Raw genomic sequence first — 22,973 nt, 5'->3', positions numbered from 1 at the left:
CCCTGTTTTTGGCTAATCCTTAATAGGATCATTCCCCCAAAAGAGGAGAGCGTGATGGCAAAAATAGGCGACAGCGTACCGCGCATTATTGATAAAGCCGTAGATTTTATGGCTTCAAGTCAGGCTTTTATGGAATATCTAAAAAAATCTCCGCGTTTGCAGCATATACCGCCGGATATCCCGGCAGATAAAGAAGCGCTATTTCTGCGGCGTCTTGAGTATTATCGTCAGCTTTATCGGCCGACGTGCGACCAGCAAGAGCCAGAATCAGAGCGTTGATTTTTGAAAGGCTTTTTTTAAGCTGATTTTAGAAATCAGCTCGGTCAGAGATAGCATCATTGTGGAACGTACGACCTGCTGGTAGCGCAGCTTTTGCATTGCCAGCAGTTCAGCATCGCTCTCATCAAATTGCGGCGTGGGCGGCAGGGCGGCGACGCAGTGCAGCTCGCCGAACGGTCCGAGGATCTCATCGTCGGTAAAGCTATACTCATTACCGTCGTGATTCAGCTCTTCGCGCAGGGCCATCAGCAGTTCAGCGTCTTCATATTCGGCGCGGCTAATCACCCCAAGGCCGTAAATCAGCTTCAGGCGTACAGAAAGGTCGCCAAGCGGCCCGTCGCCGTCCAGCAACGGCTCCACTGCGTATTTCACCGCGTAGTCGTCTTTACGGAATACCTGAAGCACCAGAATATTGACCGCTTCCGTCAGCAGTTCAACGGTGGCGATCAGGAAGCTTCTTACGGTTTTGCCAGCATTCAGACGTTCAAGCACACGGTTTTCAAATGCCTGTGTTTCTTCCATTATTGCCTGCATATCTGACATGAGTAATGGGCGCGGTTCGGACCGCGCCAGGTCTTGCCTCATTTGGTGGCGTTATAGTCGTTAACGGCTTCCGCCACCACCTCGCTTGCTGCGTCCAGACCCGAAATCTGCGCCAGCGCGGCCTGTGGGCCTTTCTCGGCAATCAGCGCCGCCAGTTCCTGCGCCTGCGGGTCTTCTTCGCTGCGGAAGTGCATGGCAGCGGCGATCCCTTTCACCAGATTGCGGTGCGGCAGGCCGTATTCCAGCGTACCGAGCAGCGGCTTAATTAAGCGGTCGCCCGCGCTCAGTTTGCGCAGCGGCTGGCGGCCAACGCGCTCAACGTCATCCTTCAGATACGGGTTCTCAAAACGACCGATAATTTTCTGGATGTAAGCGGCGTGCTTTTGCGCATCAAAGGCATAGCGTTTGATCAGCACCGCGCCGCTCTCTTCCATGGCGCCTTTGACCACGGCGCGAATGTGCTCATCAAGAATCGCGTCGCGAATCGTCTGATGACCCGCCAGTTTTCCGAGGTAGGCGGTTATAGCATGTCCGGTGTTTAAGGTGAATAGCTTACGTTCGACAAATGCCATCAGGTTATCGGTTAATTCCATACCTGGGATGTTTAGCAGTTCGCCTTTGAACTGGGTCTTATCGACAATCCACTCGCTGAAGGTTTCCACGGTGACTTCCAGCGGATCGTGAGTGGCGGAAGCAGATGGCGGAACGATGCGGTCAACGGCGGAATCAACGAAGCCGACGTTGGCTTCAACCCAGGCTTTGTCTTCTTCGGCGAGGGCGTTAAAAACGTGACCCTTCAGCTGGGTGGTGCCGCGGACCATGTTCTCGCAGGCGATGATATTCAGCGGGGCGGTAATCCCCTGCGCCTTACGTTTGGCCAGGCCTTTGGCAATCGCCGGGGCGATGCGTTCCAGCACGACCGGGCCGACGGCGGTGGTCACCAGATCCACGCTGGCAATCAGCTCTACAACTTCGTCGCCGATGCTGCTGACGGCGTCAACGCCGGAAACGGTATCGACCTGCTCATTCTCGCCGACCACTTGAACCTGGTAGCTATGACGGGCATTCAGGGCATCGAGCACGACCTGATTTACATCCGCAAACGTCAGCTGTATCCCCGCGTCCGCCAGCAGTTTGCCGATAAAGCCACGACCGATATTACCTGCGCCAAAATGTAATGCTTTCATAGTATTAACCTTCAATTAATGTTTTTACCTGAGAGGGCTGGGGTCAGGCGTTTCCCTCACCCCAGCCCTCTCTCCCCACGCGTAAGGAGAGAGGGGGGCGTTGCCCGGCGCACCGCCGGGTGACGGATTACGCTTTCAGCAGCGTCAGAACTTCTTCAACGCTGGTGGTTTTTGCCAGACGCTCAATGACCGATTCATCGTCCAGGGCGTTGGTCAGGCTGGTAATCACCTGGATATGCTCGTTATTACGCGCGGCAATACCGATAACCAGGCGAGCCACCTCGTCCTCTTCTTCGCCGAAGCGTACGCCTTCCGGGTACTGGCAGAAGACGATGCCGGTTTTCAGAACGCGATCTTTGGCTTCGATAGTGCCGTGCGGGACCGCGATGGACTCACCCAGATAGGTGGAGGTCAGCTTTTCACGGTCCAGCATCGCCTGGACGTATTCCGGCTCAACGTAGCCGCCTTTCACCAGCTGCTCGCCGGCAAACAGAATCGCTTCTTCTTTGGTCGCCGCTTTACGACCGAGGAAGATGTTTTCCGCGCCGAGTTTGAACAGATTGGTGTCAGACGCATCGAAGCTGTCTTTCAGGCTGTCGCGGACTTTCTCTTCGTTATCCGTGTGGCGCTGCGCCGAAACCAGACGTTCGGTCAGGCTGGTGTACAGGCCGCTGTCGAGGAAGTTGGTCAGCGAAATATGCTGCGCCTGCGGCACCTGACGCATCGCACGCTCGGTCAGGTCGCGGTGGGTGATGACCAGGTCAACATCCGGCGGCAGGTTGTTGATCGCACTGTTAGTCACGGAGATGTTGCTCAGCCCGGCATCCTGCACTTTTTTACGCAGCACGCCTGCGCCCATCGCGCTGGAGCCCATACCGGCGTCGCAGGCGACGATGATTTTACGCACGTGGCTCAGGTCGTTCGCGACATCGCCAGCGGCCAGCGGCGTGGCGCCGCCTTTGGACTGCGCTTTCATATCCTGCATGCGACGGGTCGCGGCTTCGATATCATCTTCTTCTTTAACTTTGCTGGTTTTCAGCAGCACGGCTGCGACCACGAAGGAGACGGCCATCGCCGCAATAATCGCCGCGATGTTAGCAAAGTAAGCGCCTTTCGGCGTCATCGCCAGCACGGCGAGGATAGAACCCGGAGAAGCCGGAGAGACCAGCCCGCCGTTGAGGATAGTCAGGGTGAATACGCCGGTCATCCCGCCGAGGATAACGGCCAGAATCAGACGCGGGTTCATCAGCACGTACGGGAAGTAAATCTCGTGAATACCGCCGAGGAAGTGGATGATTGCCGCACCGCCTGCAGACTGTTTCGCGCTGCCGCGGCCGAAGAACATATACGCCAGCAGGACGCCCATCCCCGGACCCGGGTTAGCTTCAATCAGGAAGAAGATGGATTTGCCCAGCTCGTGGGATTGCTGAATACCCAGCGGCGAGAAAATACCGTGGTTAATGGCGTTGTTGAGGAACAGGATTTTCGCCGGTTCAACAAAGATAGAGGCCAGCGGCAGCATCTCGTGCGCCACCATGAAGTTAACGCCTGCGGCCAGAATTTTCGACAGGACTTCAACCGCCGGGCCAATGCCGAGGAACGCCAGAATGGCGAGGATCATACCGATGATGCCCGCGGAGAAGTTATTCACCAGCATCTCAAAACCGGATTTGATCTTACCGTCTACCCAGACGTCGAATTTTTTAATTGCCCAGCCGCCCAGCGGACCGGCGATCATGGAGCCGAGGAACATCGGCATATCCGCGCCGACGATAACGCCCATGGTGGTAATCGCGCCGACCACGCCGCCGCGCTCGCCGCCAACCAGCTTACCGCCGGTATAACCGATCAGCAGCGGCAGCAGATAGGTGATCATCGGACCGACCAGCTTCGCCAGCGTTTCGTTCGGTAACCATCCTGTCGGAATGAATAGTGCGGTGATAATACCCCACGCGATAAACGCGCCGATATTTGGCATCACCATATTGCTGAGGAAACGACCAAAGCTTTGCACTTTGATCTTGATATCGGATGACATAAAACACCCCTTCTTCTGTTTTTGCTATCGGCAGGCTGAAAGCCCGAGGCTTGTTGTTAATAAGGCGGCAGAGGTAGCCGGGCCCTGAGTGATAGTGCGAAATCTGGCACTGAATCGTTAAGCTGTCCAGTCGGTGGATTTTTATGTGATTTGGATCACATGAATATAGGGCGGTGATGGTCTTTTGTAGTGATCTCCATCACAAAATGGATGTGTAAAAAAACAACAGACCGGGTTTTAAGGGGGGATAATGCATTTTTATGTGATGAAAATCACAAATTTACTTTGACGTTTTGTTATTTGTTTGTGATGTTCATCACAAAATATTTTCACCAGGATTTAGCCCGGTGTGATCTCGCGCAGGTTATGCCGCGTTCCGCTTGCTGATACGTCACTCAGTAACGCAATCGCTTAAAGAACATTTTAGTCGTCAATGGCGAAAATGATACGGGTGAATTATGCTCATTTTGTCGGCCTTTTTTCATCCGGCCCGGCACACATCCTGAAAATAATTAGCGTAAATCCGAGGAAATTATGTTTCTCAATTATTTTGCGCTCGGCGTTCTGATCTTTGTATTTCTGGTGATTTTTTATGGAATCATCATTCTCCATGATATTCCTTACCTGATCGCGAAGAAACGTAATCACCCGCATGCCGATGCGATTCACGTCGCGGGCTGGGTGAGCCTTTTTACGCTGCACGTCATTTGGCCGTTTTTATGGATCTGGGCCACGCTTTACCGGCCAGAACGCGGCTGGGGCATGCAGCATCGGCGGGACGAGAGGCCGTCTGAGGCGGCGGAAGAGGGGGACGACATCAGCGAACTGCGCCAGCGGGTTATCGCGCTCGAGCAGCAAATAACCGGTCTCAGACCGTCAGCTCAACCTCCTTCGGTGGAGAAATAACTCATGGATCTGCTGATTATTTTGACCTATGTGGCGATTGCCTGGTCGATATTTAAAATATTTAAGATCCCGGTAAATAAATGGACGGTTCCCACCGCGGCGCTGGGCGGCGTATTTATTGTTAGCGCGCTTATCTTATTAATGAACTACAACCACCCGTATACCTTTACCGCACAAAAAGCGGTTATTTCTATTCCTATTACGCCGCAGGTTACCGGGGTGGTCAGCAGCGTCACGGATAAAGCCAATCAACGGGTTAAAAAGGGCGAGGTGCTGTTTACCATCGATCCGGTGCGTTATCAGGCTCGGGTGGACCGGCTACAGGCCGACCTTGTTACCGCGCTGCACAGTATCAATACCCTTAAAGCCCAGCTTTCTGAGGCTCAGGCCAACACCACGCGCGTTTCGGCGGAGCGCGACCGTCTGTATAAGGATTATCAGCGCTACCTGAAAGGAAGCCAGGCGCGGGTCAATCCGTTTTCGGAAAGCGATATCGATAATGCCCGGCAAAACTACCTCGCCCAGGATGCGATGGTGAAAGGATCGGTGGCGGAGCAGGCGCAAATTCAGAGCCAGCTCGACAGCATGATAAACGGCGAACAGTCGCAGGTGGTAAGCCTGCGCGCGCAGCTGGCGGAGGCGAAATATAACCTCGAGCAGACGACCGTGCGCGCGCCCAGCGATGGCTATATCACCCAGGTGTTAATTCGTCCTGGGACCTATGCCGCCTCGCTGCCGCTGCGTCCGGTGATGGTCTTTATCCCCCAGCAAAAACGGCTGATTGTGGCGCAGTTCCGGCAAAATTCGCTGCTCAGGCTGGAGAAGGGCGACGATGCTGAAGCGGTGTTCAACGCGCTGCCGGGACAGGTCTTTCGCGGCAAGCTGGTGAGCATCCTGCCAGTCGTACCGGGGGGAACATACCAGGCGCAGGGCACGCTGCAGGCGCTGACGGTGACGCCGGGCACCGACGGCGTGCTGGCGACCATTGAGCTGGAGCCCGATGCCGCCGTAGACGCCCTGCCTGACGGCATTTACGCCCAGGTGGCGGTCTACTCCGATCATTTCACCCACGTTTCGGTGATGCGCAAGGTGCTGCTGCGGATGACCAGCTGGATGCATTATCTCTATCTGGACCATTAGCGGGGTCGGTCCGGCATGAGGTGATTTCTCTCTCTGCTATTTGCCTGCGCCTGCGCCATACTTACTACTTTGTTGGCGAAAGGAGCAGGCAATGAAACTGATCGGCAGCTACACCAGTCCCTTTGTGCGCAAAATTTCCGTCATACTGCTGGAAAAAGCGATTCCCTTCGAGTTCGTCAACGAATTCCCGTACCACGAGACCAACGGCGTGGCGCAGTACAATCCGCTGGGAAAAGTCCCCGCGCTGGTCACCGACGACGGTGAATGCTGGTACGACTCGCCCATTATTGCGCAATATCTGGAGCTGCTCGGCATCGCGCCGGATATGCTGCCTGCGGCGCCGAAGGCTGCGCTGAAATTGCGTCAAATTGAAGCGCTGGCTGATGGCGTGATGGAGGCTGCGCAAACGCTGGTACGGGAGAAAACGCGCCCGGCGGCCCAGCAGTCGGAAAGCGAACTGCTGCGCCAGCGTGAAAAAATTGCGCGCGGGCTTGATGCGCTGGAAGGGTATGCCAGTGACGGGACATTACGTCCTGATGAGGTCAATCTGGCAACCATTTCCGCAGCCTGCGCCATTGCTTATCTCAATTTCCGCCGCGTCGCGCCGGGCTGGTGCGCCACCCGACCGAAGCTGGTGCGCCTGGTGGATTCTCTCTTTCAGCGCGCCAGCTTTGCGCGCACTGAACCGCCGGTGAGTTGACCCAGACAGGTAACAGTTTTTGCGCGGAGGCATTACAATTGCTGCTCATTTGTTGACTCCCTCTCCCGTCGGGAGGGGGGAAAATAGGTTCATTCATGACTAGCGAAATTCGTGCGCTTTATACCCGGCTTCCGGCCATCGACCGTTTACTCCGCGACCCCGCATTTTCACCGCTGTTGATGCAATACGGTCACGCCCAGACGGTGGCGCAGCTGCGTCAGATGCTGGACGAGGCGCGGGAATACATCCGCCTGAACCAGACGCTGCCGGACTGGTGCGAAGCGTGGCTAATGGAGACCTCGCGTCGTTTGACGCAGCGACAGCAGAGCGCGCTGCGCCCGGTGTTCAACCTGACCGGTACCGTGCTGCACACCAACCTTGGGCGGGCGATTCAGGCGGAAGCGGCGGTAGAGGCGGTGACCCAGGCGATGCGCGCGCCGGTGACGCTGGAATACGATCTTGACGATGCCGGACGCGGCCACCGCGATCGCGCGCTGGCCGACCTGCTTTGCCAGATCACCGGCGCGGAAGACGCCTGTATCGTCAACAATAACGCGGCGGCGGTGCTGCTGATGCTGGCGGCAACCGCCGGCGGCCGTGAGGTGGTGGTGTCGCGCGGCGAGCTGGTGGAGATCGGCGGCGCGTTTCGTATTCCCGACGTGATGCGCCAGGCGGGCTGCGTTCTGCATGAAGTCGGGACCACTAACCGCACCCACGCGAAAGATTATCGTCAGGCGGTGAATGACAATACCGGCCTGCTGATGAAGGTGCACACCAGCAACTACAGTATTGAGGGCTTTACTAAAGCGGTCGATGAAGCGGCGCTGGCGGAGATTGGCCGCGAACTCAATATCCCGGTGGTGGCCGATCTCGGCAGCGGCTCGCTGGTGGATTTAAGCCAGTACGGCCTGCCGAAAGAGCCGATGCCGCAGGAGATGATTGCCGCCGGCGTCAGCCTGGTAAGCTTCTCCGGCGATAAACTGCTGGGCGGCCCGCAGGCGGGAATTATCGTCGGTAAAAAAGCGCTGATCGCGCGTTTGCAGAGCCATCCGCTTAAGCGCGCCCTGCGGGCGGATAAAATGACCCTCGCGGCGCTGGAGGCCACGCTGCGCCTCTATCTGCATCCGGAAAAGCTGGCCGCTGAACTGCCGACCCTGCGTCTGCTGACTCGCCAGGCGGACGAGATCCGCCTGCAGGGCGAGCGCATGCGGGCCGCGCTGGCTGCACATTATGCTGATTTTGACCTGCGGGTCGAGCCATGCCTGTCGCAGATCGGCAGCGGCTCGCTGCCGGTGGACCGCTTGCCCAGCGCGGCGTTGACGTTGACTCCGCGCGATGGGCGCGGCAGTCGGCTGGAAGCTCTGGCGGCACGCTGGCGTCAGTTGCCCGTGCCGGTTATTGGCAGGATCTACGATGGCCGCCTGTGGCTGGACCTGCGCTGTCTTGAGGATGAATCCCGGTTTATGGAGATGTTATTGAGATGATTATTGCCACCGCCGGACACGTTGACCACGGCAAAACCACGCTGCTGCAGGCGATTACCGGTATCAACGCCGATCGCCTGCCGGAAGAGAAAGCGCGCGGGATGACTATCGACCTCGGCTACGCCTACTGGCCGCAGCCCGATGGGCGGGTGCTGGGTTTTATCGACGTTCCCGGCCACGAAAAGTTTTTGTCCAATATGCTGGCCGGCGTCGGCGGTATCGATCACGCGCTGCTGGTGGTGGCCTGCGATGATGGCGTGATGGCGCAAACCCGCGAACATCTGGCGATCCTCCAGCTTACCGGGCAGCCAACGCTAACCGTGGCGCTGACCAAAGCGGACCGCGTAGAAGCGGCGCGGATTGAGGAGGTGGAGGCGGAAATCGACGCGGTGCTGGCGGAGTTCGGCTTTACCGGCGCGACCCTGTTTGCCGTCGCGGCGACGGAAGGACGGGGCATCGCCGAGCTGCGCGAGCATCTCCTGCAGCTCTCCGCGCGCGCGCACCCGCAGCATCAGCGCTTTCGCCTGGCCATCGACCGGGCATTTACCGTCAAAGGCGCGGGGCTGGTGGTTACCGGGACCGCGTTATCCGGCGAGGTCAACGTTGGCGATACGCTGTGGCTGACCGGCGTGGATAAACCGATGCGCGTGCGCGGTTTGCACGCGCAGAATCAGCCGGTTGAGCAGGCCTGGGCCGGCCAGCGCATTGCCCTGAATATTGCCGGCGATGCGCAAAAAGAGGAGCTCAACCGCGGCGACTGGCTGCTGGCGGTACCGCCGCCGGAAGCCTCTGAGCGGGTCATCGTTGAACTGCAGTGCCATACGCCGCTTAGCCAGTGGCAGCCGCTGCATATCCACCACGCCGCCAGCCATATTACCGGCCGCGTGTCGCTGCTCGAAGGCGCGCTGGCGGAGCTGGTTCTCGATACGCCGCTGCGGCTGGCGGATAACGACCGTCTGGTGCTGCGCGATATTTCCGCGCGCCTGACGCTGGCCGGTGCGCGAGTGGTGACCCTCAATCCGCCGCGCCGGGGCAAGCGTAAGCCGGAGTATTTACAGTGGCTGCACGCGCTGGCCGCCGCGCAGGGCGATGACGTCCAGGCGCTGGATATTCACCTTCAGCGCGATGCGGTGCGCCTCGATGATTTCGCCTGGGCGCGTCAGCTCAGCCGCGATGGCCTCAACGCGCTGATTCACCGCCCTGACTATCTGCAGGCGGGAAATAGCCTGCTGAGCGCCCCGCTCGCCGCGCGCTGGCAGCGGAAGCTGCTCGATGCCCTGGCGCGCTATCACGATCAGCATCGCGATGAGCCAGGACCGGGCCGCGAACGCCTGCGGCGTATTGCGCTGCCGATGGAAGATGAAGCGCTGGTGCTGCTGTTGATTGAGCAGATGCGCGAAAGCGGCATTGTTCACAGCCACCACGGCTGGCTGCATCTGCCGGAGCATAAAGCGGGCTTTACCGACGAGCAGCAGGCCATCTGGCAGCGGGTTGCCGGGCTGTTTGCCGATGAGCCATGGTGGGTGCGCGATCTGGCGCGTGAAGCCAACGTAGAAGAGTCGTTAATGCGGGCGGTATTACGCCAGGCGGCGCAGCAGGGGATGATTACCGCGATCGTGAAAGATCGCTACTATCGCAACGATCGGATTGTGGCGTTTGCCAAAATGATCCGCGATTTGGATCTGGAAAGGGGCTCAACCTGCGCGGCGGATTTCCGCGATACGCTGAACGTCGGTCGCAAGCTGGCGATTCAGATCCTCGAATATTTCGACCGCATCGGTTTTACCCGCCGTCGCGGCAACGATCATATTCTGCGCGATAAGGCATTGTTCCTTTAGCATAAGCAGGTAGTCCCGGGTCGCGGCGTGAACGCCTTACCCGGGCTACGATAACGCACAAACCTTGTCGCCCCGGTAAGCGCAGCGCCACCGGGGAATGCTCACACTCACATTTACGCTTCCGCTTCGTTCACCCAGATGCGCATCTCGCCTTCGCCGCGGTTGGCCCAGCTAAACCACGGAATAAAGGTTAATACTTGCGGCTGGCGGGAGGACGGCGCGCGGTCATAGTGCCATAGGGCCTGGTTTTCGGCATCCTTCGCCGTTTGCTTATAGCCCGGCGCCTGGAGAAGTATCTTGCGGGCAAAAATCCCTTTGCCTTCGACAGCGCTAAACCGGGCGTCGCGCGGCAGCTGCAGGTTATGCAATTGCTCGCCGTTATCCGCCTGCTCCAGGCAGTAAACCAGCGGACCGCGCTGGACGGCGACCTGGCCTGCCTGGTGGCGCACCAGCGGGTTACCGTAAATGCGGCGCACCGGCATCGGCAGGGTTAACTGTAGCGTGTCGCCCTCCTGCCAGAGCTGGCTGATGTGCAGATACCCTTTGCGCACGTCCTGCGTAACCGGCGCGCCGTTGAGCGTGACCTGCGGCTTATCGCACCAGTCCGGCAGACGCAGCGCCAGGGTATGATTAACAGGTGAAGATGAATCGATGACTATCTTCACCTGTTCCTGCCACGGATAGTTGCCGCTGATGCGCAGGCGTAGCGCCTCATTGCCCACCGGGATCTCCACGCTGTTGCCGACATACAGGTTGATGTACAGGACGTCGTCGTGCGGCGTGTAGATATAGTGCCCCAGCGAGGTCAGCACCCGTGCGATATTCGGTGGACAGCAGGCGCAGCCGAACCAGCGCTGACGGACGGGCTTAACGTGATCGTAAATATGGTTGAATTTTAAGGATTTTGGATGCACTTCCAGCGGATTGACGTAGAAGAAGTGCTTGCCGTCGAGCGCCATTCCACCCAGCACGGTGTTATACAGCGCGCGCTCCATCACGTCGGCATATTGGCTGTCGGTTTCCATCTCCAGCATCCGGCGGGCAAACATCATCAGGCCAATGGAAGCACAGCTTTCGGCATAGACCGTGTCGTTTGGCAGGTCATAGTCGCTGCTGAAGGCCTCCCCGCTGCTCTGCGAACCGATTCCGCCGGTGATATACAGCTGACGCCGGGCCATATTTTTCCACAGGCGCAGGCAATCCCGGCGCTTGCCCTCGTCCTGACTTAAACGGGCGAGGTGGGCAACGCCGGTCATCAGATAGACGAAACGCACCGCGTGGCCGATGGCGACCGGCTGTTCGGAAATCGGCTGATGCGCCTGGCTGTAGGGTTTATCCATCACCATCCACGCCGGACCGTAGGTGTTCCAGTAGGAGGTTTTGCCGCGCTTCTCGTATTCGATATCGTAAAAATGCGGCTGCGTTCCGCGCGCCTCAACGAAGTACTTCACCAGCGCGATATAGCGCGGCTCCTGAGTGACGTCATACAGGCGCATTAACGCCAGCTCGATTTCCGGATGGCCAGGGTAGCCGTGCAGCTGGTTATCTCCGGGGCCAAACACGCTATCGATGTGGTCAGCGAGGCGGCAGACGACATCCAGCAGACGACGTTTGCCGGTGGCCTGGAAGAAGGCGACACCCGCTTCAATCATGTGCCCGGCGCAGTACAGTTCGTGGCATTCGGCGAGGTTGGTCCAGCGCTCCTCTGGCGCTTTGACCGTGAAATATGTATTCAGATAGCCATCTTCACACTGGGCGGCCGCGACCAGTTCAATCACCTCATCGGCGGTTTTTTCCAGCCCGGGGTCCGGCTTCTGACACAGCGACCAGGCCACCGCCTCCAGCCATTTCGCCACGTCGCTGTCCTGAAAGACCATGCCGTAGAATTCGCCCTCCTGTCGCCCGGCGGCGATGCGGAAGTTCTCTATCGCATGGCTCGGGTCCGCCTCCTCGATACGGTCGTTAAGCGCATCCCACTGATAAGGGATCACCACATCGCGCACCAGCTGCTGGTACTGGCCGAGGAACGGGTCGTTGATTTTCAGTTTGTGCAGATCGACTTCCATAACAGACATGGCGGACTCCTTAAGGCTGAACGTGACGCGTGCGCAGGTCGCTGGCAATGCGCGCCATCATAGAATTGTTGAGCTTGCAGGCGCGAATAGTGAAGGCCAGCAGCAGATGGAACAGGGCGGGCAGCAGGGTCTCCATGGAGGCGATACCCGCCAGTGATGATGCCGTTTGGTTTTCCACGCCCGGCTGATAGGCCACGTAGATAAACACGAGGCTGATAATGCCGGCGCTGGAGGCCCACGCCAGCTTGATAAAGAACAGGTTAAAGGCGAAGTTCATCCCGGAAGAACGCACGCCGGTTTTCCATTCGCCGTAGTCGTCGGAGAAGGCCATCAGCGAAAAGTGCAGCGGCAGGGTAAAGCCGAGAATAATGCCGTTGCCGAGGATGACGACCAGCCACAGGGTCTGGTACGCCTGCCCGGTTGGCAAAAACCACATCGCCACGGCCAGAGCGGCCAGCACCAGGTTGGTGTAGTAGTAGAGTTTGACGGTATCAAAGCGGCGCGAGAGCAGGTTGATGATGACGGAGCCCGTAATCGAGGCGAAGGTTACCATAGTGAAGAATAGCGAGGTGTAGCCGGTGGAGCCGCCCAGCACGTAGGTGATGAAGTACATGTAGCCGCCGCCGCGGATATTGAAGACGTTGATAAGCAGAAATGACATCACCAGCATCAGCAGCAGCTGGTCGTTTTTACGCAGCCCGGCGATGTGCTCGCGCAGGGTAAATTTCCCCATGACATCCAGCGAGACGCGTTCGCGAACCCAGAAGAAGCAGCACAGGAACATCGCCACCGCGATGGCGCAGAGTACGCCGACGCCGTACTGATACCCCTGTGCGGTATCGCCCTGGCCGAGCGCTTTTACCATCCACGGCAGCCCAACGGAGACTAAGAATCCCGCCACGCCGCACAGGACAAAGCGCCATGCCTGGCACGAGATAACCTCGCTATGACGCGTGGTCATCGTGTTGATCAGCGCGCAGTAGGGGACGTTTATCGCGGTGTAGCTCACCGACAGCAGCAGATAGGTGCCGAACGCCCAGGCGATTTTTACCCCCATGCTGGCGTCGGGCACGGTAAACGTCAGGACGCCGATAACGCCGATCGGCACGGCAATCCACAGCTGCCAGGGACGAAAGCGTCCCCAGCGGCTTTGGGTACGGTCGGCCAGCACGCCCATAATCGGGTCGGAAACGGCGTCGAAAACGCGCAGGGCCAGAAACAGGGTCCCGACCAGCGCGGGCGTCAGGCCGAAGACATCGGTATAGAAAAAAGTTAAAAAGTTCATGATCAGGCAGGTAATCACCGTCCCGCCCGCGTCGCCCAATCCGTAGCCTATTTTTTCCCGAAGGGATAATTTGTCGTCCTGGGCACGCTGTGCCAAATCAGTTGTGGTAATCGGAGCCGAAGTCATAAATAACTCCCGGAGATGATGTGCGAATAATATCCCGCTGAAGTGCGGGCTTTAATTGTGTTATTTGCAAATTACGTTATTTATTCTGCACTAAATGTTGGGGGCAACAAGGGAAGGAAAAAGTATAAAAAGAGGACGATTCCGACCTGATGGTAAAAATGTGATTTTGATCCAGCAGACGGCTATTTTATCGTGAATAATCAAAGGTAACAGGGGTTATTAATGCTATTAAAAGCGGAATATTGAATGTCTATGCTTGAATTGTCCATGTCACTTCCGATTAAGGTGCAAAATGGTGGATTGTTTATTTCCCGAGGCATCGGCAGCCATCCGGCTCGTCAGCTTCACTCCTGGGAAATAATCTTTGTGGAAAAAGGAACATTAACGATCCGCGAAAACAACGAGATTTTTAGCGTCAACGCCGGGGAAAGTTTATTGCTCTGGCCGCGGCGTTTACACGTCGGAATCGGGCAATTTCCGGCAGATTTAAAATTCTACTGGCTGCATTTTGAAGTGACCTCAGGTGAAAACGTTTCGCTGCCTGAGGCGCTGCTGTCGATTCCGCAGCACACGCGCGTCAGCGAGCCGCAGTATATTATTTCGTTGTTCCGCCAATTCTTACGCGAGCAGGAAAATATTCATCGTAGCGTGGCGCTGGAGCTGATCCTGCTGCTGATTCTGCAGCAAGTTTCGGCGGCAGCGGGCGAACAGCCCGCCGACAGCCCCGGCAACGCGCTGGCGTGGAGAGCGCAGCAAATCATTCGTACCCGGTTTCATTTGCCCCTTTCCGCATCCACGCTGGCGCAGGAGCTGCACTGCAACGCCGATTATCTGGGGCGGATTTATCGCCATGTTTTCCGGCTGACCTTAACCGAAGCGCTGCACCGTCAGCGGGTGAGGGCGGCGGAAAAGCTGCTTATCAGCGATTCCCTGTCGCTCACCGAGGTGGCGATGAAATGCGGATTTAACGATGTCGGCTATTTTCGCAAGATTTTCCGTAAGCATACCAGCCTGACGCCCGCGGCGTGGAAGCGTCGTTACTGCAAGGAACATATTAATTCGGCGTAGGGTTGATGGGTTTTCCCGCCGGGGAAGAGCAGCCCGGACAGATGCGCAGCATCGCCTCCGGGAAAATTCTGCAACATCCTGCACGTTTCCCCCGGGGGCGGCGCAAAGCGCCTGCCCGGGCTACGGGACCGCAGACCGCCGGGGACGCGTAGCCCGGACAGATGCGCAGCATCGCCTCCGGGAAAATTCTGCAACATCCTGCACGTTTCCCCCGGGGGCGGCGCAAAGCGCCTGCCCGGGCTACGGGACCGCAGACCGCCGGGGACGGGCAGCCCGGACAGATGCGCAGCATCGCCTCCGGGAGAATTCTGCAACATCCTGCACGCTTTCCCCGGGGGCGGCGCAAAGCGCCTGCCCGGGCTACGGGACCGCAGACCGCCGGGGATGCGTAGCCCGGACAGATGCGCAGCATCGCCTCCGGGAAAATTCTGCAACATCCTGCACGCTTCCCCCGGGGGCGGCGCAAAGCGCCTGCCCGGGCTACGGGACCGCAGACCGCCGGTAGCCCGGATAAGGCGTTAGCCGCCATCCGGGAGTCCCGCGGTGTTAGTTTTGCCCGTAATAGGCATTCGCGCCGTGTTTACGCAGGTAGTGTTTATCGAGCAGTTCAGACTGCATATCCGGCAGCTGTGGCGCCAGCTGGCGCGAGAACAGGCCCATATAGGCGCACTCTTCAAGTACCACGGCGTTATGTACGGCGTCGGCCGCATCTTTACCCCAGGCAAACGGGCCGTGCGAATGGACTAATACCGCCGGGATTTGCGCCGGATCCAGACCGCGCTGTTCAAAGGTTTTGATAATCACTTCGCCGGTCTGATACTCATACTCCCCGTTAATCTCCTCAACGGTCATCGGCCGGGTGCAGGGAATGGCGCCATAAAAATAGTCGGCGTGGGTGGTGCCCCAGGCAGGGAGATCGAGACCGGCCTGCGACCAGATCGTCGCATGGCGGGAGTGGGTATGCACGATCCCGCCGATCTGCGGATAGCGACGATAAAGGGCCAGATGCGTTGGCGTATCCGAAGAGGGTTTTTTAGCGCCTTCAACGATCTTACCGCTGGCGATCTCTACGACCACCATATCGTCGGCGGTCATCACCTCATATTCGACGCCGGAGGGCTTAATGACCATCAGACGGCGCGTTTCATCCACCGCGCTGACGTTGCCCCAGGTAAAGGTGACCAGCCGGTGCGCCGGGAGCGCCAGGTTTGCCGCCAGCACCTCGGCTTTCAGTTGCTCTAACATGTGAAACCTCCTTCCTGCATCCGTGATTCAATCCAGCGCCGGGCCTGGATAATCTCCAGCACCGGTTCGCTGGCCTTCTCCGTCCACATCTCAATCAGAAACGAACCGCGGTAGTTCAGCTCATGCAGCGTCTTAAAGATGCCGACAAAATCAACGCATCCTTCACCGAACGGCACGTCGCGGAACTGGCCCGGGCTATCGTCGGTCACGGGCAGCGTGTCCTTCAGGTGGATGGCGGCGATACGATCGATACCCAGTTTCAGCTCGGCGGTGACGTCGTTCCCCCAGGCGCTGAGGTTGCCGACGTCCGGATAGACGGTAAACCACGGTGACGAAAGCCTCTCGTCCCACTTTTTCCATTTGCTGATGGAGTTCATAAAGTCGGTGTCCATGATCTCCACCGCCAGCATCACCTGCGCGGCGGCGGCCTGTTCTACCGCCCAGGCCAGCCCTTCGGCAAAACGCTGCCGGGTGCCTTCATCGTGCTCTTCGTAATAGACGTCGTAACCCGCCAGCTGAATAGTACGAATCCCCAGATCGCGCGCCAGGCGGATGGCTTTGGTCATAATCTCCCGCGCCCGCTCGCGTACCGCCTCGTCGCGGCTGCCAAAGGGGAAACGGCGATGGGCGGACAGGCACATTGAGGGAATAGCGACGCCGGTTTCCAGCATCGCGCTCACCAGCGATGCCCGCTGGGCCGATGTCCACTCCAGGCGCGAAAGGCGTTCGTCGGTCTCGTCCACCGACATTTCGACAAAATCAAAACCGCAGCTTTTGGCCAGCACCAGCCGCTCAGGCCAGCTGAGATCCTTCGCCAGCGCTTTTTCATAAATACCTAACGGGTGGTTACGCATGCTGTTCTCCCCAGATAGCGTCGATTTGCGCGTGGAATTCGGCGGCAACCCGTGCCGGATGGGCAGCGCCTGCCAGCGCGCGCCCGGCAATAAACGCTTTGACGTTGATATCCTTGAACAGCGGCAGATCGGCCGGGGTAATCCCGCCGGTGATCGATAGCTCAAGGCCAATGTCGGAGAGCGCTTTCATGCGCGCCAGATCCGCCTCCCCCCACTGCTGCCCGCTGGCCTGGGCATCGCGCCCGCGATGGTAAATTGCCTGATGGACGCCGGTACGGTACCAGGCGCGGGCGTCATCCAGCGTCCAGTTGCCGAACAGCTCCATCTGAATTTCACCGCCGCAGGCCTGGGCCACGGCGTGGCTTTTCTCGACCGTAGCGAGCGGCGCGGCGCAGATGATGGTCATCCAGTTGGCGCCAGCGCCAAAGGCCTGCTGCGCCAGGGTTTCACCGGCGTCGGCGACTTTCCAGTCGGCGACGATGATCTTCTGCGGACACTGGGCGCGCAGGGCTGTAACTGCGTTAAGCCCCTCGGTCAAACAGAGGATGGTCCCCGCCTCCACGATATCAACGTGATCCTGTAGCAGGGCGACATCGCGCTGCGCAGCCTGAAGGCTGGTGTGGTCGAGCGCCAGCTGCAGTAATGGTCGGCTCATAATGCGTGCTCCTTAATACGGGCGTGATAGCCCTGTAGTGCTTCAATCAAATCCTGGTAGTGGCGGTATTTGCGCTGATAGCGCGCGTGGGCGGTCATATCGGGCAGCAGCGTGCGTACCGGGTGCAGCAGGGCGCGCCGGGCTTCGCTAAAGCTGCGGTATACGCCGGTGCCGACGCGCGCCGCGAGGGCAGCGCCAAAGCAGCCGGTCTCTTCCACCTGCGGCAGTTCAACGCGTAAGCCGCTGACGTCCGCCAGCATTTGCATCCAGACGTCGGAGTGCGCCGGGCCGCCGGTGACGCGCAGGGCCTGAACGCTTGTAAAGCGTTCGCGCATACGGTTGAGATGGGTCATATGGCTGAATACCACGCCTTCATAAACCGCCTGCAGCAGGTGCGCGCGGGTATGCAGCGCCTGCATGCCGTAAAAGCCGCAGGTCATCTCCAGCCCGGCGTTGCTGCCGTAGAGAAACGGCAGAAAAAACAGCTCGCTCCCGGCTTTCGGCAAACTGGCTACGGCCTGATTGATCTCATCAAACGAGAGATCGCCCCACTGGGCGGTAAACCATTCGAGGTTGCCGGATGAGGTCGGGCTGGCTTCGTGAACGATATACTGGCCGTCATTGACGTAGCGGCCATAGACGTAAGGGTGAGCCTCATGTTCGCGCAGACCGTGAGCGATACCGCTGGTGACGGCCCAGGTTCCCATCACCGCATTGAGGGTCGACTCATCCTCAATCCCGGCGCAAAGGGCGGTGGAGACCACGTCAAACAGGCCGCCAACGACGGGAGTACCCGCCGCCAGACCGGTTAAAGCGGCTGCCTGAGCGGTGATCTCCCCGCATATTTCGGCTGACCCTACAACGGGGGGCAGCGCGCTATCCACTTCGCCGATCCCCAGCCATTGGGTCAGACACGGGTCGTACTGGCCCGTGGACATGTTGTAGAGGTTGGACTCGGAGATGTTGCTCTCCTCGCAGCCTTTCACGCCGGTTAGGCACCAGCGCAGATAGTCATGCCCCATCATCACGCAGCCAATTTGCGCGTAGCGCTGGGGGTCATTCTCTTTGACCCAGCGCAGCAGAGAAGCCGGATGCCCGGTCCATAGCGTCTGGCGGGTAACGGGATAGAGCCGTTCGGGAATACGGTCCCGCTGCCAGCGCTGAACGATATTCAGCGCCCGACGATCGGACGAGAGGATGGCGTTACCCAGCGGCCGATCCTGCTTATCGAGGAGAAAGAGACCCTTACCCTGAGCGGAGATGCCCACGCCTTTAATTTGTTCACCGGATACCCCTGCCCGTTGTAATAGTCCGGCAATGGTTGCCGCGCAGTGTTGCCAGAGCTGATGCATGTCGCGTTCGGCGTAACCCGGCAGGGGCGACATCGTCTGTAGCGCTTGCCGCACAATGCCATGTTCATGACCTTCGGCATCATATAAACCGGCTTTCAGATACGTGCCGCCACAATCAATACCCAGCCAGAAGGCCTGTTTCTTGCTCATCTTTCGCATCTCATTCTTGCCGGGAGGACCCGGCATATTTCGCAGGCCCGGCAGGCGCAGCGCCGCCGGGCTCGATTTTACGCAGTGCGTTTATGTGGGTTTATCGTCTTTACCGGCGCAGCACCGGCATCGCATTTCGCCGGCAGCAGCAGCGCCATCAGCGCGGCCAGCGCCAGGGAGATCGCCAGGCAATAAACGCCGGCGTCTTTGCTGTACAGCGTGATCAGAACCCCGACCGCATAAGGACCACAAAATCCGCCGAGGTTGCCAAGCGCGTTGATAACCCCGCGCGCGCCGCCCGCCATTTCAGCGCTGAACAGACGTGCCGGGATGGTCCAGAACACGCCAGCCGCCGATTGCAGGAAGAATCCGCAGCCGACCAGCGCGGCATAGGAGAGCCATATTTGATTTTTCAGCGCCACCGACAGGAACATGCACAGAGCGAAGCCAATCAGCGGCAGGCAGACGAACAGCTTGCGTTTACCGGTTCGGTCTGAAAGAGAAGAGAACAGGAACATCCCGGCAATGGCGCCGACGTACGGCAGAATGGCGAGCATCCCGACCTGCCCCATGCTGCTGTGGGTTAATTCTTTCAGAATGGTGGGCAGCCACAGGGTGTAGCCGTAAATGCCGGTCTGGTAGAAGAAGTTCAGGGCGATAAGCTGCCACATGGTTTTGTCGGAGAGAACGGCGCTCAGAGAGGCGTTTTTCACTTCGGTGCCGGCAATGGCCCGTTGCTCTGCGGCCAGCGTCTCGACCAGATAGTTCTGCTCTGCTTTAGAGATCCAGCGCGCTTCCTGCGGACGGTCATAGATGGTGTAGGCCCACAGAACCAAAACAACCAGCGAGAGCAAACCTTCGATAATAAACAGCCAGCGCCAGTCGAGTACCGTGATGATCCAGCCTGAAAGCGGGGCGGTGATAATCCCGGCAATCGGCACGAACATAATGACAATCGCGTTGGCGCGACCGCGTTCCGCATCAGGGAACCAGTTACTGATCATGGTGAGAACAACCGGCAGCATGCCGCCTTCCGCCACGCCTAGTAAGAAGCGCAGGGCCAGCAGCTGGTACTGATTGGTAATTAACCCCGTCAGCACGGAGATAACCGCCCAGGCGACCAGCGACCAGCCGATAAATTTCTTACCGCTGCCGTGAACGGCAATTTTCCCGCCGGGAACCTGTAAAAATAGATAACCGATAAAGAAAATACCGCCCGCCAGCCCCGCCATAGTGGCGGAAATACCTAAGTCGGCGTCCATGCCGCCGGGCATGGCAAAGGCAATATTGACCCGGTCCATATAAGAAATAATACAGGTGATCAGTATTGGGGGAATAATTCTTAACCAGCGCTGGCGCGGTATATCTTTGGGTGTAGAGTTAGAGGTTATATTCATCTTTATAGTCTCGTAATATTAAAAAATATTCTGGCGATGAAGGTGGTTATTATTATTGTGCTTGTTTTAGTGCTGAGATGCCGTCGCGTAATATCGCGATGCGATGGTCAACGTTTGCGCTGGCAGTGATTTCCAGTAATTTGATACCTGAGAATTGCAGGGGATCGGCTCCTGCGCAGGCAAATAATTCACGAGCGTGGTCGGTGGTCATCAGGCTCTGCGGGCAGAAAGGCGCGAACGGCGCGTGTAAATCCTGCCATTCGCCGTACTCGCCGGTTTGCGTCGTGCCGGAAAACATCAGCGCGCCGAGCTTCCCTGCCCGTTTTGCCTGCTGCGTATGGGTGAGCGGTAGAACGGTATTCCGCCCTTCAATAGCAGAGCGCGCCCAGTTGATACAGATGCTGATGTCGTAGTCGGCAATGGCTTCCAGCACATTTTCTAACGGCAAAAATCCTTTGCGCGGCGCGGTGCCGGTCATCGCGTCGCAGTGCTCCAGAACCAGCTCGCAGGACCAGTCCCAGCGGGTAATCTCTTTTAATGAACGAGCAAAGGCGTCGGTAGCCTGCTCCACGTTGGCATTGCCCGCCAGCGGGGCGGCGTGAAGCTCAAGGGCAATGACCTTTCCGGCGGTCTTACCATTGATTTTAGCGATCTTCTGCTGCAGGTGACGATAGTACTCCACGCAGGCTTTGCGCTGCTCTTCGTCGCTGGATGCCAGCCCAAAGCCGCCGTTTTCACCGCGGCGGCGCATGGTTTCCATGATGGCGGTAACGACAATCTGCCAGTGTCCCGGGGTATGGCGCAATAACCACTCGTCGCCGAGCGGATGAAGATGTTCAAGGCAGGGTTGCTCCAGCCCGCGAATATCCGGGGTGTCGGAGAGCTGCCGCCAGAATTCCGTCTCTTCCTCTTCACTCTTTTGGTGAAATGAGGGTGCACAGGGGTACGCACCGATAATGTAACCGGTATTATTCGAATTCATTTTGTGCTCCTTATTATAAAACTGAAATAGCGACCTTAACGACTATTTTGCGGATCGGGGTGGCTACAGTTTTATTACATCCAGGACGATGCACATCTTGCGGGAAAAATATCGCATAGTTGCCTGGCGTCATTTCAAAGAACGATTCATGTTCGCTGTCGTGATAGAAAATAATATCGCGCTGTTCTAACAACGATTCGCTGATTTGATTATTGCCGGTATCAATGGCGATACCGATTTTTTCTTCACCCCACGCCAGAAACTGGATATCCAGATAGCGACGGTGAACCTCCGGACGATTGTCAGCGGCATCGCGGGTGGTTAAGTCAATAATCTGCGCGAAGATGTTCTTGCCGTCGATTTCCACGACGCCGGGTTCCAGCGCGTGAAAATCCGTCGTGCGCAGGAAATCAAGCGCCTGTTCAATGGCCGCGGGCAGACGACACGGATTCGGTTGAGCAATATGGCCAAAAATCATGGGTGAGCTCCTTACAGCGCCTGAATTTTGGCCCATACGCTGTCATCGACGGTGATACCGTTGCGGCGGTTTTCATCCAGCAGTCGGGTAAATTCATGGCCGGGCAGGCGGACCGCCACATTTTCATCGGCGCGTTCGGCGGTGGTGATGAAATCCATAATTCGCTGCAGTTTGGCGTCGCGGGTTGCGCCATCGATCAGCTTATCCACTTCTATGGCGATGAAGATCTGCGAAACGCCATATTCATCGCTGTTTTCCTGAGTCACTTCGGCAACGGAAGAGCCGTTGGAAAGCAGGGTGGCAATCATATCCAGCACAATCGACAGGCCGGAACCTTTCCAGTAGCCCATCGGCAAAATACGGCGGTTTTTCTCGATAACCCCCGGTTCTTTGGTCAAATGACCTTCATCGTCGAATCCGCCGTCCACGGGCAGCTCGCGGCCGGCAAGGCGGTTAACTTCCAGCATGCCGTAGGAGAACATCGACATCGACATATCCACCATGGTGATCGGCGTTGACGGAATGGCGACGATCAGCGGATTGGTGCCGATACGGCACTCCTTAGCGCCCCACGGCGGCATAACGGCGATGGAGTTGGTCCAGCAGATGCCGATGTAGCCTTTTTCCGCCGCCTGCCAGCCATAGCTGCCGCCGCGCATCCAGTGGTTGGCGTTACGTAACGCCACCAGGCCGATACCGTGATCGGAAGCCAGTTCGATGGCCCGGTCCATCATCTTTTTCGCCGTCAGGTTGCCGATGGAGCGCTGGGCATCCCACTGCTCGATGGCGCCGAGGCTGGTTACCCGCTGCGGTTTAGCCTCGGGGATGATGTCGCCGTTGTCCAGCTGCTGGATGAAGCGAGGAAAGCGGTTCACGCCGTGAGAATAGACGCCGGATTCGGTGGTGCGGGCAAACATTTCTGCGCAGGCATCGGCGGTTTCTGCGGTGATACCCCGTGCCAGCAGTACTCGATTGAATGCCTCTTTTAACTGCTCAAACGTTACTTTCATTCCTGTTTTCCTGGTCAGGGTTGATCGCTTTTTTATCTATAAATTTCACTATGCGAAATCTGATTTCAAATATAGCGATCAATTTTTATCAGATCAACGGGCAGCGTTATTTTTAAAAATCATAAAAATCATAAAGTTGTGTTTTTTCGGTTCAGATCGTGAACTGAAACACACTTTGCGC

20 protein-coding genes are annotated in these 22,973 nt (G+C 57.9%); 7 read left to right on the top strand and 13 right to left on the bottom strand.

Features of this window, described 5'->3' with window-relative positions:
• Positions 1 to 54: 54 nt before the first annotated feature.
• Positions 55 to 279: a hypothetical protein gene (locus tag BJF97_RS27935; protein WP_004855451.1), complete on the top strand. Its 225-nt coding sequence runs from the start codon at positions 55 to 57 to the stop codon at positions 277 to 279.
• On the opposite strand, the gene mtlR is transcribed toward BJF97_RS27935, so the two are convergent.
• From mtlR to mtlA, 3 genes are all read right to left on the bottom strand, one after another.
• Positions 268 to 864, bottom strand: coding sequence for a mannitol operon repressor MtlR (gene mtlR / locus BJF97_RS27930; RefSeq protein WP_014227228.1), 597 nt, complete (start codon positions 862 to 864; stop codon positions 268 to 270). The genes BJF97_RS27935 and mtlR overlap by 12 nt on opposite strands.
• Positions 861 to 2,009 (bottom strand): mannitol-1-phosphate 5-dehydrogenase, encoded by a 1,149-nt coding sequence (gene mtlD, locus BJF97_RS27925; RefSeq protein WP_032692971.1) that lies wholly within the window; start codon positions 2,007 to 2,009, stop codon positions 861 to 863. Before mtlD ends, mtlR begins: the two co-directional genes overlap by 4 nt.
• Positions 2,010 to 2,136: 127 nt before the next feature.
• Positions 2,137 to 4,047 (bottom strand): PTS mannitol transporter subunit IICBA, encoded by a 1,911-nt coding sequence (mtlA, locus tag BJF97_RS27920; RefSeq protein ID WP_004855446.1) that lies wholly within the window; start codon positions 4,045 to 4,047, stop codon positions 2,137 to 2,139.
• A gap of 534 nt (positions 4,048 to 4,581) precedes the next feature.
• On the opposite strand from mtlA, the gene BJF97_RS27915 reads away from it, so the two are divergent.
• The 5 genes from BJF97_RS27915 (at position 4,582) to selB (ending at position 10,115) form a co-directional block, all read left to right on the top strand.
• Positions 4,582 to 4,953, top strand: coding sequence for a DUF3302 domain-containing protein (locus BJF97_RS27915; protein ID WP_032692970.1), 372 nt, complete (start codon positions 4,582 to 4,584; stop codon positions 4,951 to 4,953).
• A 3-nt stretch (positions 4,954 to 4,956) separates the two neighbouring features.
• Complete coding sequence (locus BJF97_RS27910) at positions 4,957 to 6,093, top strand: HlyD family secretion protein (RefSeq protein ID WP_032692969.1); 1,137 nt, start codon at positions 4,957 to 4,959, stop codon at positions 6,091 to 6,093.
• Between the two features lie 91 nt (positions 6,094 to 6,184).
• Entirely contained in the window at positions 6,185 to 6,793 is a 609-nt protein-coding gene (locus BJF97_RS27905) for a glutathione S-transferase (protein WP_014227226.1), read from the top strand.
• Between the two features lie 95 nt (positions 6,794 to 6,888).
• Positions 6,889 to 8,277: an L-seryl-tRNA(Sec) selenium transferase gene (gene selA, locus BJF97_RS27900; RefSeq protein WP_032692968.1), complete on the top strand. Its 1,389-nt coding sequence runs from the start codon at positions 6,889 to 6,891 to the stop codon at positions 8,275 to 8,277.
• Positions 8,274 to 10,115, top strand: coding sequence for a selenocysteine-specific translation elongation factor (gene selB / locus BJF97_RS27895; RefSeq protein WP_014227224.1), 1,842 nt, complete (start codon positions 8,274 to 8,276; stop codon positions 10,113 to 10,115). Before selA ends, selB begins: the two co-directional genes overlap by 4 nt.
• Positions 10,116 to 10,228: 113 nt before the next feature.
• On the opposite strand, the gene BJF97_RS27890 is transcribed toward selB, so the two are convergent.
• The gene (locus BJF97_RS27890; protein ID WP_032692967.1) at positions 10,229 to 12,190 is read right to left on the bottom strand and encodes a glycoside hydrolase family 127 protein; all 1,962 of its coding nucleotides are present in this window, start codon (positions 12,188 to 12,190) and stop codon (positions 10,229 to 10,231) included.
• Positions 12,191 to 12,200: 10 nt separating this feature from the next.
• Positions 12,201 to 13,601 carry an MFS transporter gene (locus BJF97_RS27885; protein ID WP_014839776.1) on the bottom strand — a complete coding sequence of 467 codons (1,401 nt, stop codon included), beginning with the start codon at positions 13,599 to 13,601 and terminating at the stop codon, positions 12,201 to 12,203.
• A 252-nt stretch (positions 13,602 to 13,853) separates the two neighbouring features.
• Between BJF97_RS27885 and BJF97_RS27880 the strand changes: the two genes are divergently transcribed.
• Entirely contained in the window at positions 13,854 to 14,669 is an 816-nt protein-coding gene (locus BJF97_RS27880) for a helix-turn-helix domain-containing protein (protein ID WP_014227222.1), read from the top strand.
• 546 nt (positions 14,670 to 15,215) lie between these two features.
• Here the strand turns inward: BJF97_RS27880 and araD are convergent.
• The 8 genes from araD to yiaK all read right to left on the bottom strand — a co-directional run bounded on the left by araD (position 15,216) and on the right by yiaK (position 22,792).
• Entirely contained in the window at positions 15,216 to 15,914 is a 699-nt protein-coding gene (gene araD / locus BJF97_RS27875) for an L-ribulose-5-phosphate 4-epimerase (RefSeq protein ID WP_014839773.1), read from the bottom strand.
• On the bottom strand, positions 15,908 to 16,768 hold the full coding sequence (locus BJF97_RS27870; RefSeq protein ID WP_032692966.1) for an L-ribulose-5-phosphate 3-epimerase: 861 nt from the start codon (positions 16,766 to 16,768) through the stop codon (positions 15,908 to 15,910). Before BJF97_RS27870 ends, araD begins: the two co-directional genes overlap by 7 nt.
• Positions 16,761 to 17,423 carry a 3-keto-L-gulonate-6-phosphate decarboxylase UlaD gene (gene ulaD, locus BJF97_RS27865; RefSeq protein ID WP_014227219.1) on the bottom strand — a complete coding sequence of 221 codons (663 nt, stop codon included), beginning with the start codon at positions 17,421 to 17,423 and terminating at the stop codon, positions 16,761 to 16,763. Before ulaD ends, BJF97_RS27870 begins: the two co-directional genes overlap by 8 nt.
• On the bottom strand, positions 17,420 to 18,925 hold the full coding sequence (locus tag BJF97_RS27860; RefSeq protein ID WP_032692964.1) for an FGGY-family carbohydrate kinase: 1,506 nt from the start codon (positions 18,923 to 18,925) through the stop codon (positions 17,420 to 17,422). Before BJF97_RS27860 ends, ulaD begins: the two co-directional genes overlap by 4 nt.
• A gap of 77 nt (positions 18,926 to 19,002) precedes the next feature.
• Entirely contained in the window at positions 19,003 to 20,322 is a 1,320-nt protein-coding gene (locus tag BJF97_RS27855) for an MFS transporter (protein ID WP_032692963.1), read from the bottom strand.
• Between the two features lie 52 nt (positions 20,323 to 20,374).
• On the bottom strand, positions 20,375 to 21,304 hold the full coding sequence (locus BJF97_RS27850; RefSeq protein ID WP_032692961.1) for a DUF4862 family protein: 930 nt from the start codon (positions 21,302 to 21,304) through the stop codon (positions 20,375 to 20,377).
• A 13-nt stretch (positions 21,305 to 21,317) separates the two neighbouring features.
• On the bottom strand, positions 21,318 to 21,782 hold the full coding sequence (locus BJF97_RS27845; protein ID WP_014839767.1) for a YhcH/YjgK/YiaL family protein: 465 nt from the start codon (positions 21,780 to 21,782) through the stop codon (positions 21,318 to 21,320).
• Between the two features lie 11 nt (positions 21,783 to 21,793).
• The gene (gene yiaK, locus BJF97_RS27840; protein WP_014227214.1) at positions 21,794 to 22,792 is read right to left on the bottom strand and encodes a 3-dehydro-L-gulonate 2-dehydrogenase; all 999 of its coding nucleotides are present in this window, start codon (positions 22,790 to 22,792) and stop codon (positions 21,794 to 21,796) included.
• Positions 22,793 to 22,973 lie beyond the last annotated feature (181 nt).

The organism is Klebsiella sp. LTGPAF-6F, from assembly GCF_001753185.1.
Classification (GTDB): domain Bacteria; phylum Pseudomonadota; class Gammaproteobacteria; order Enterobacterales; family Enterobacteriaceae; genus Klebsiella; species Klebsiella michiganensis.
The sequence above is the reverse complement of the archived record's forward strand: the minus strand, read 5'-3'. Positions and strand labels throughout refer to the sequence as shown.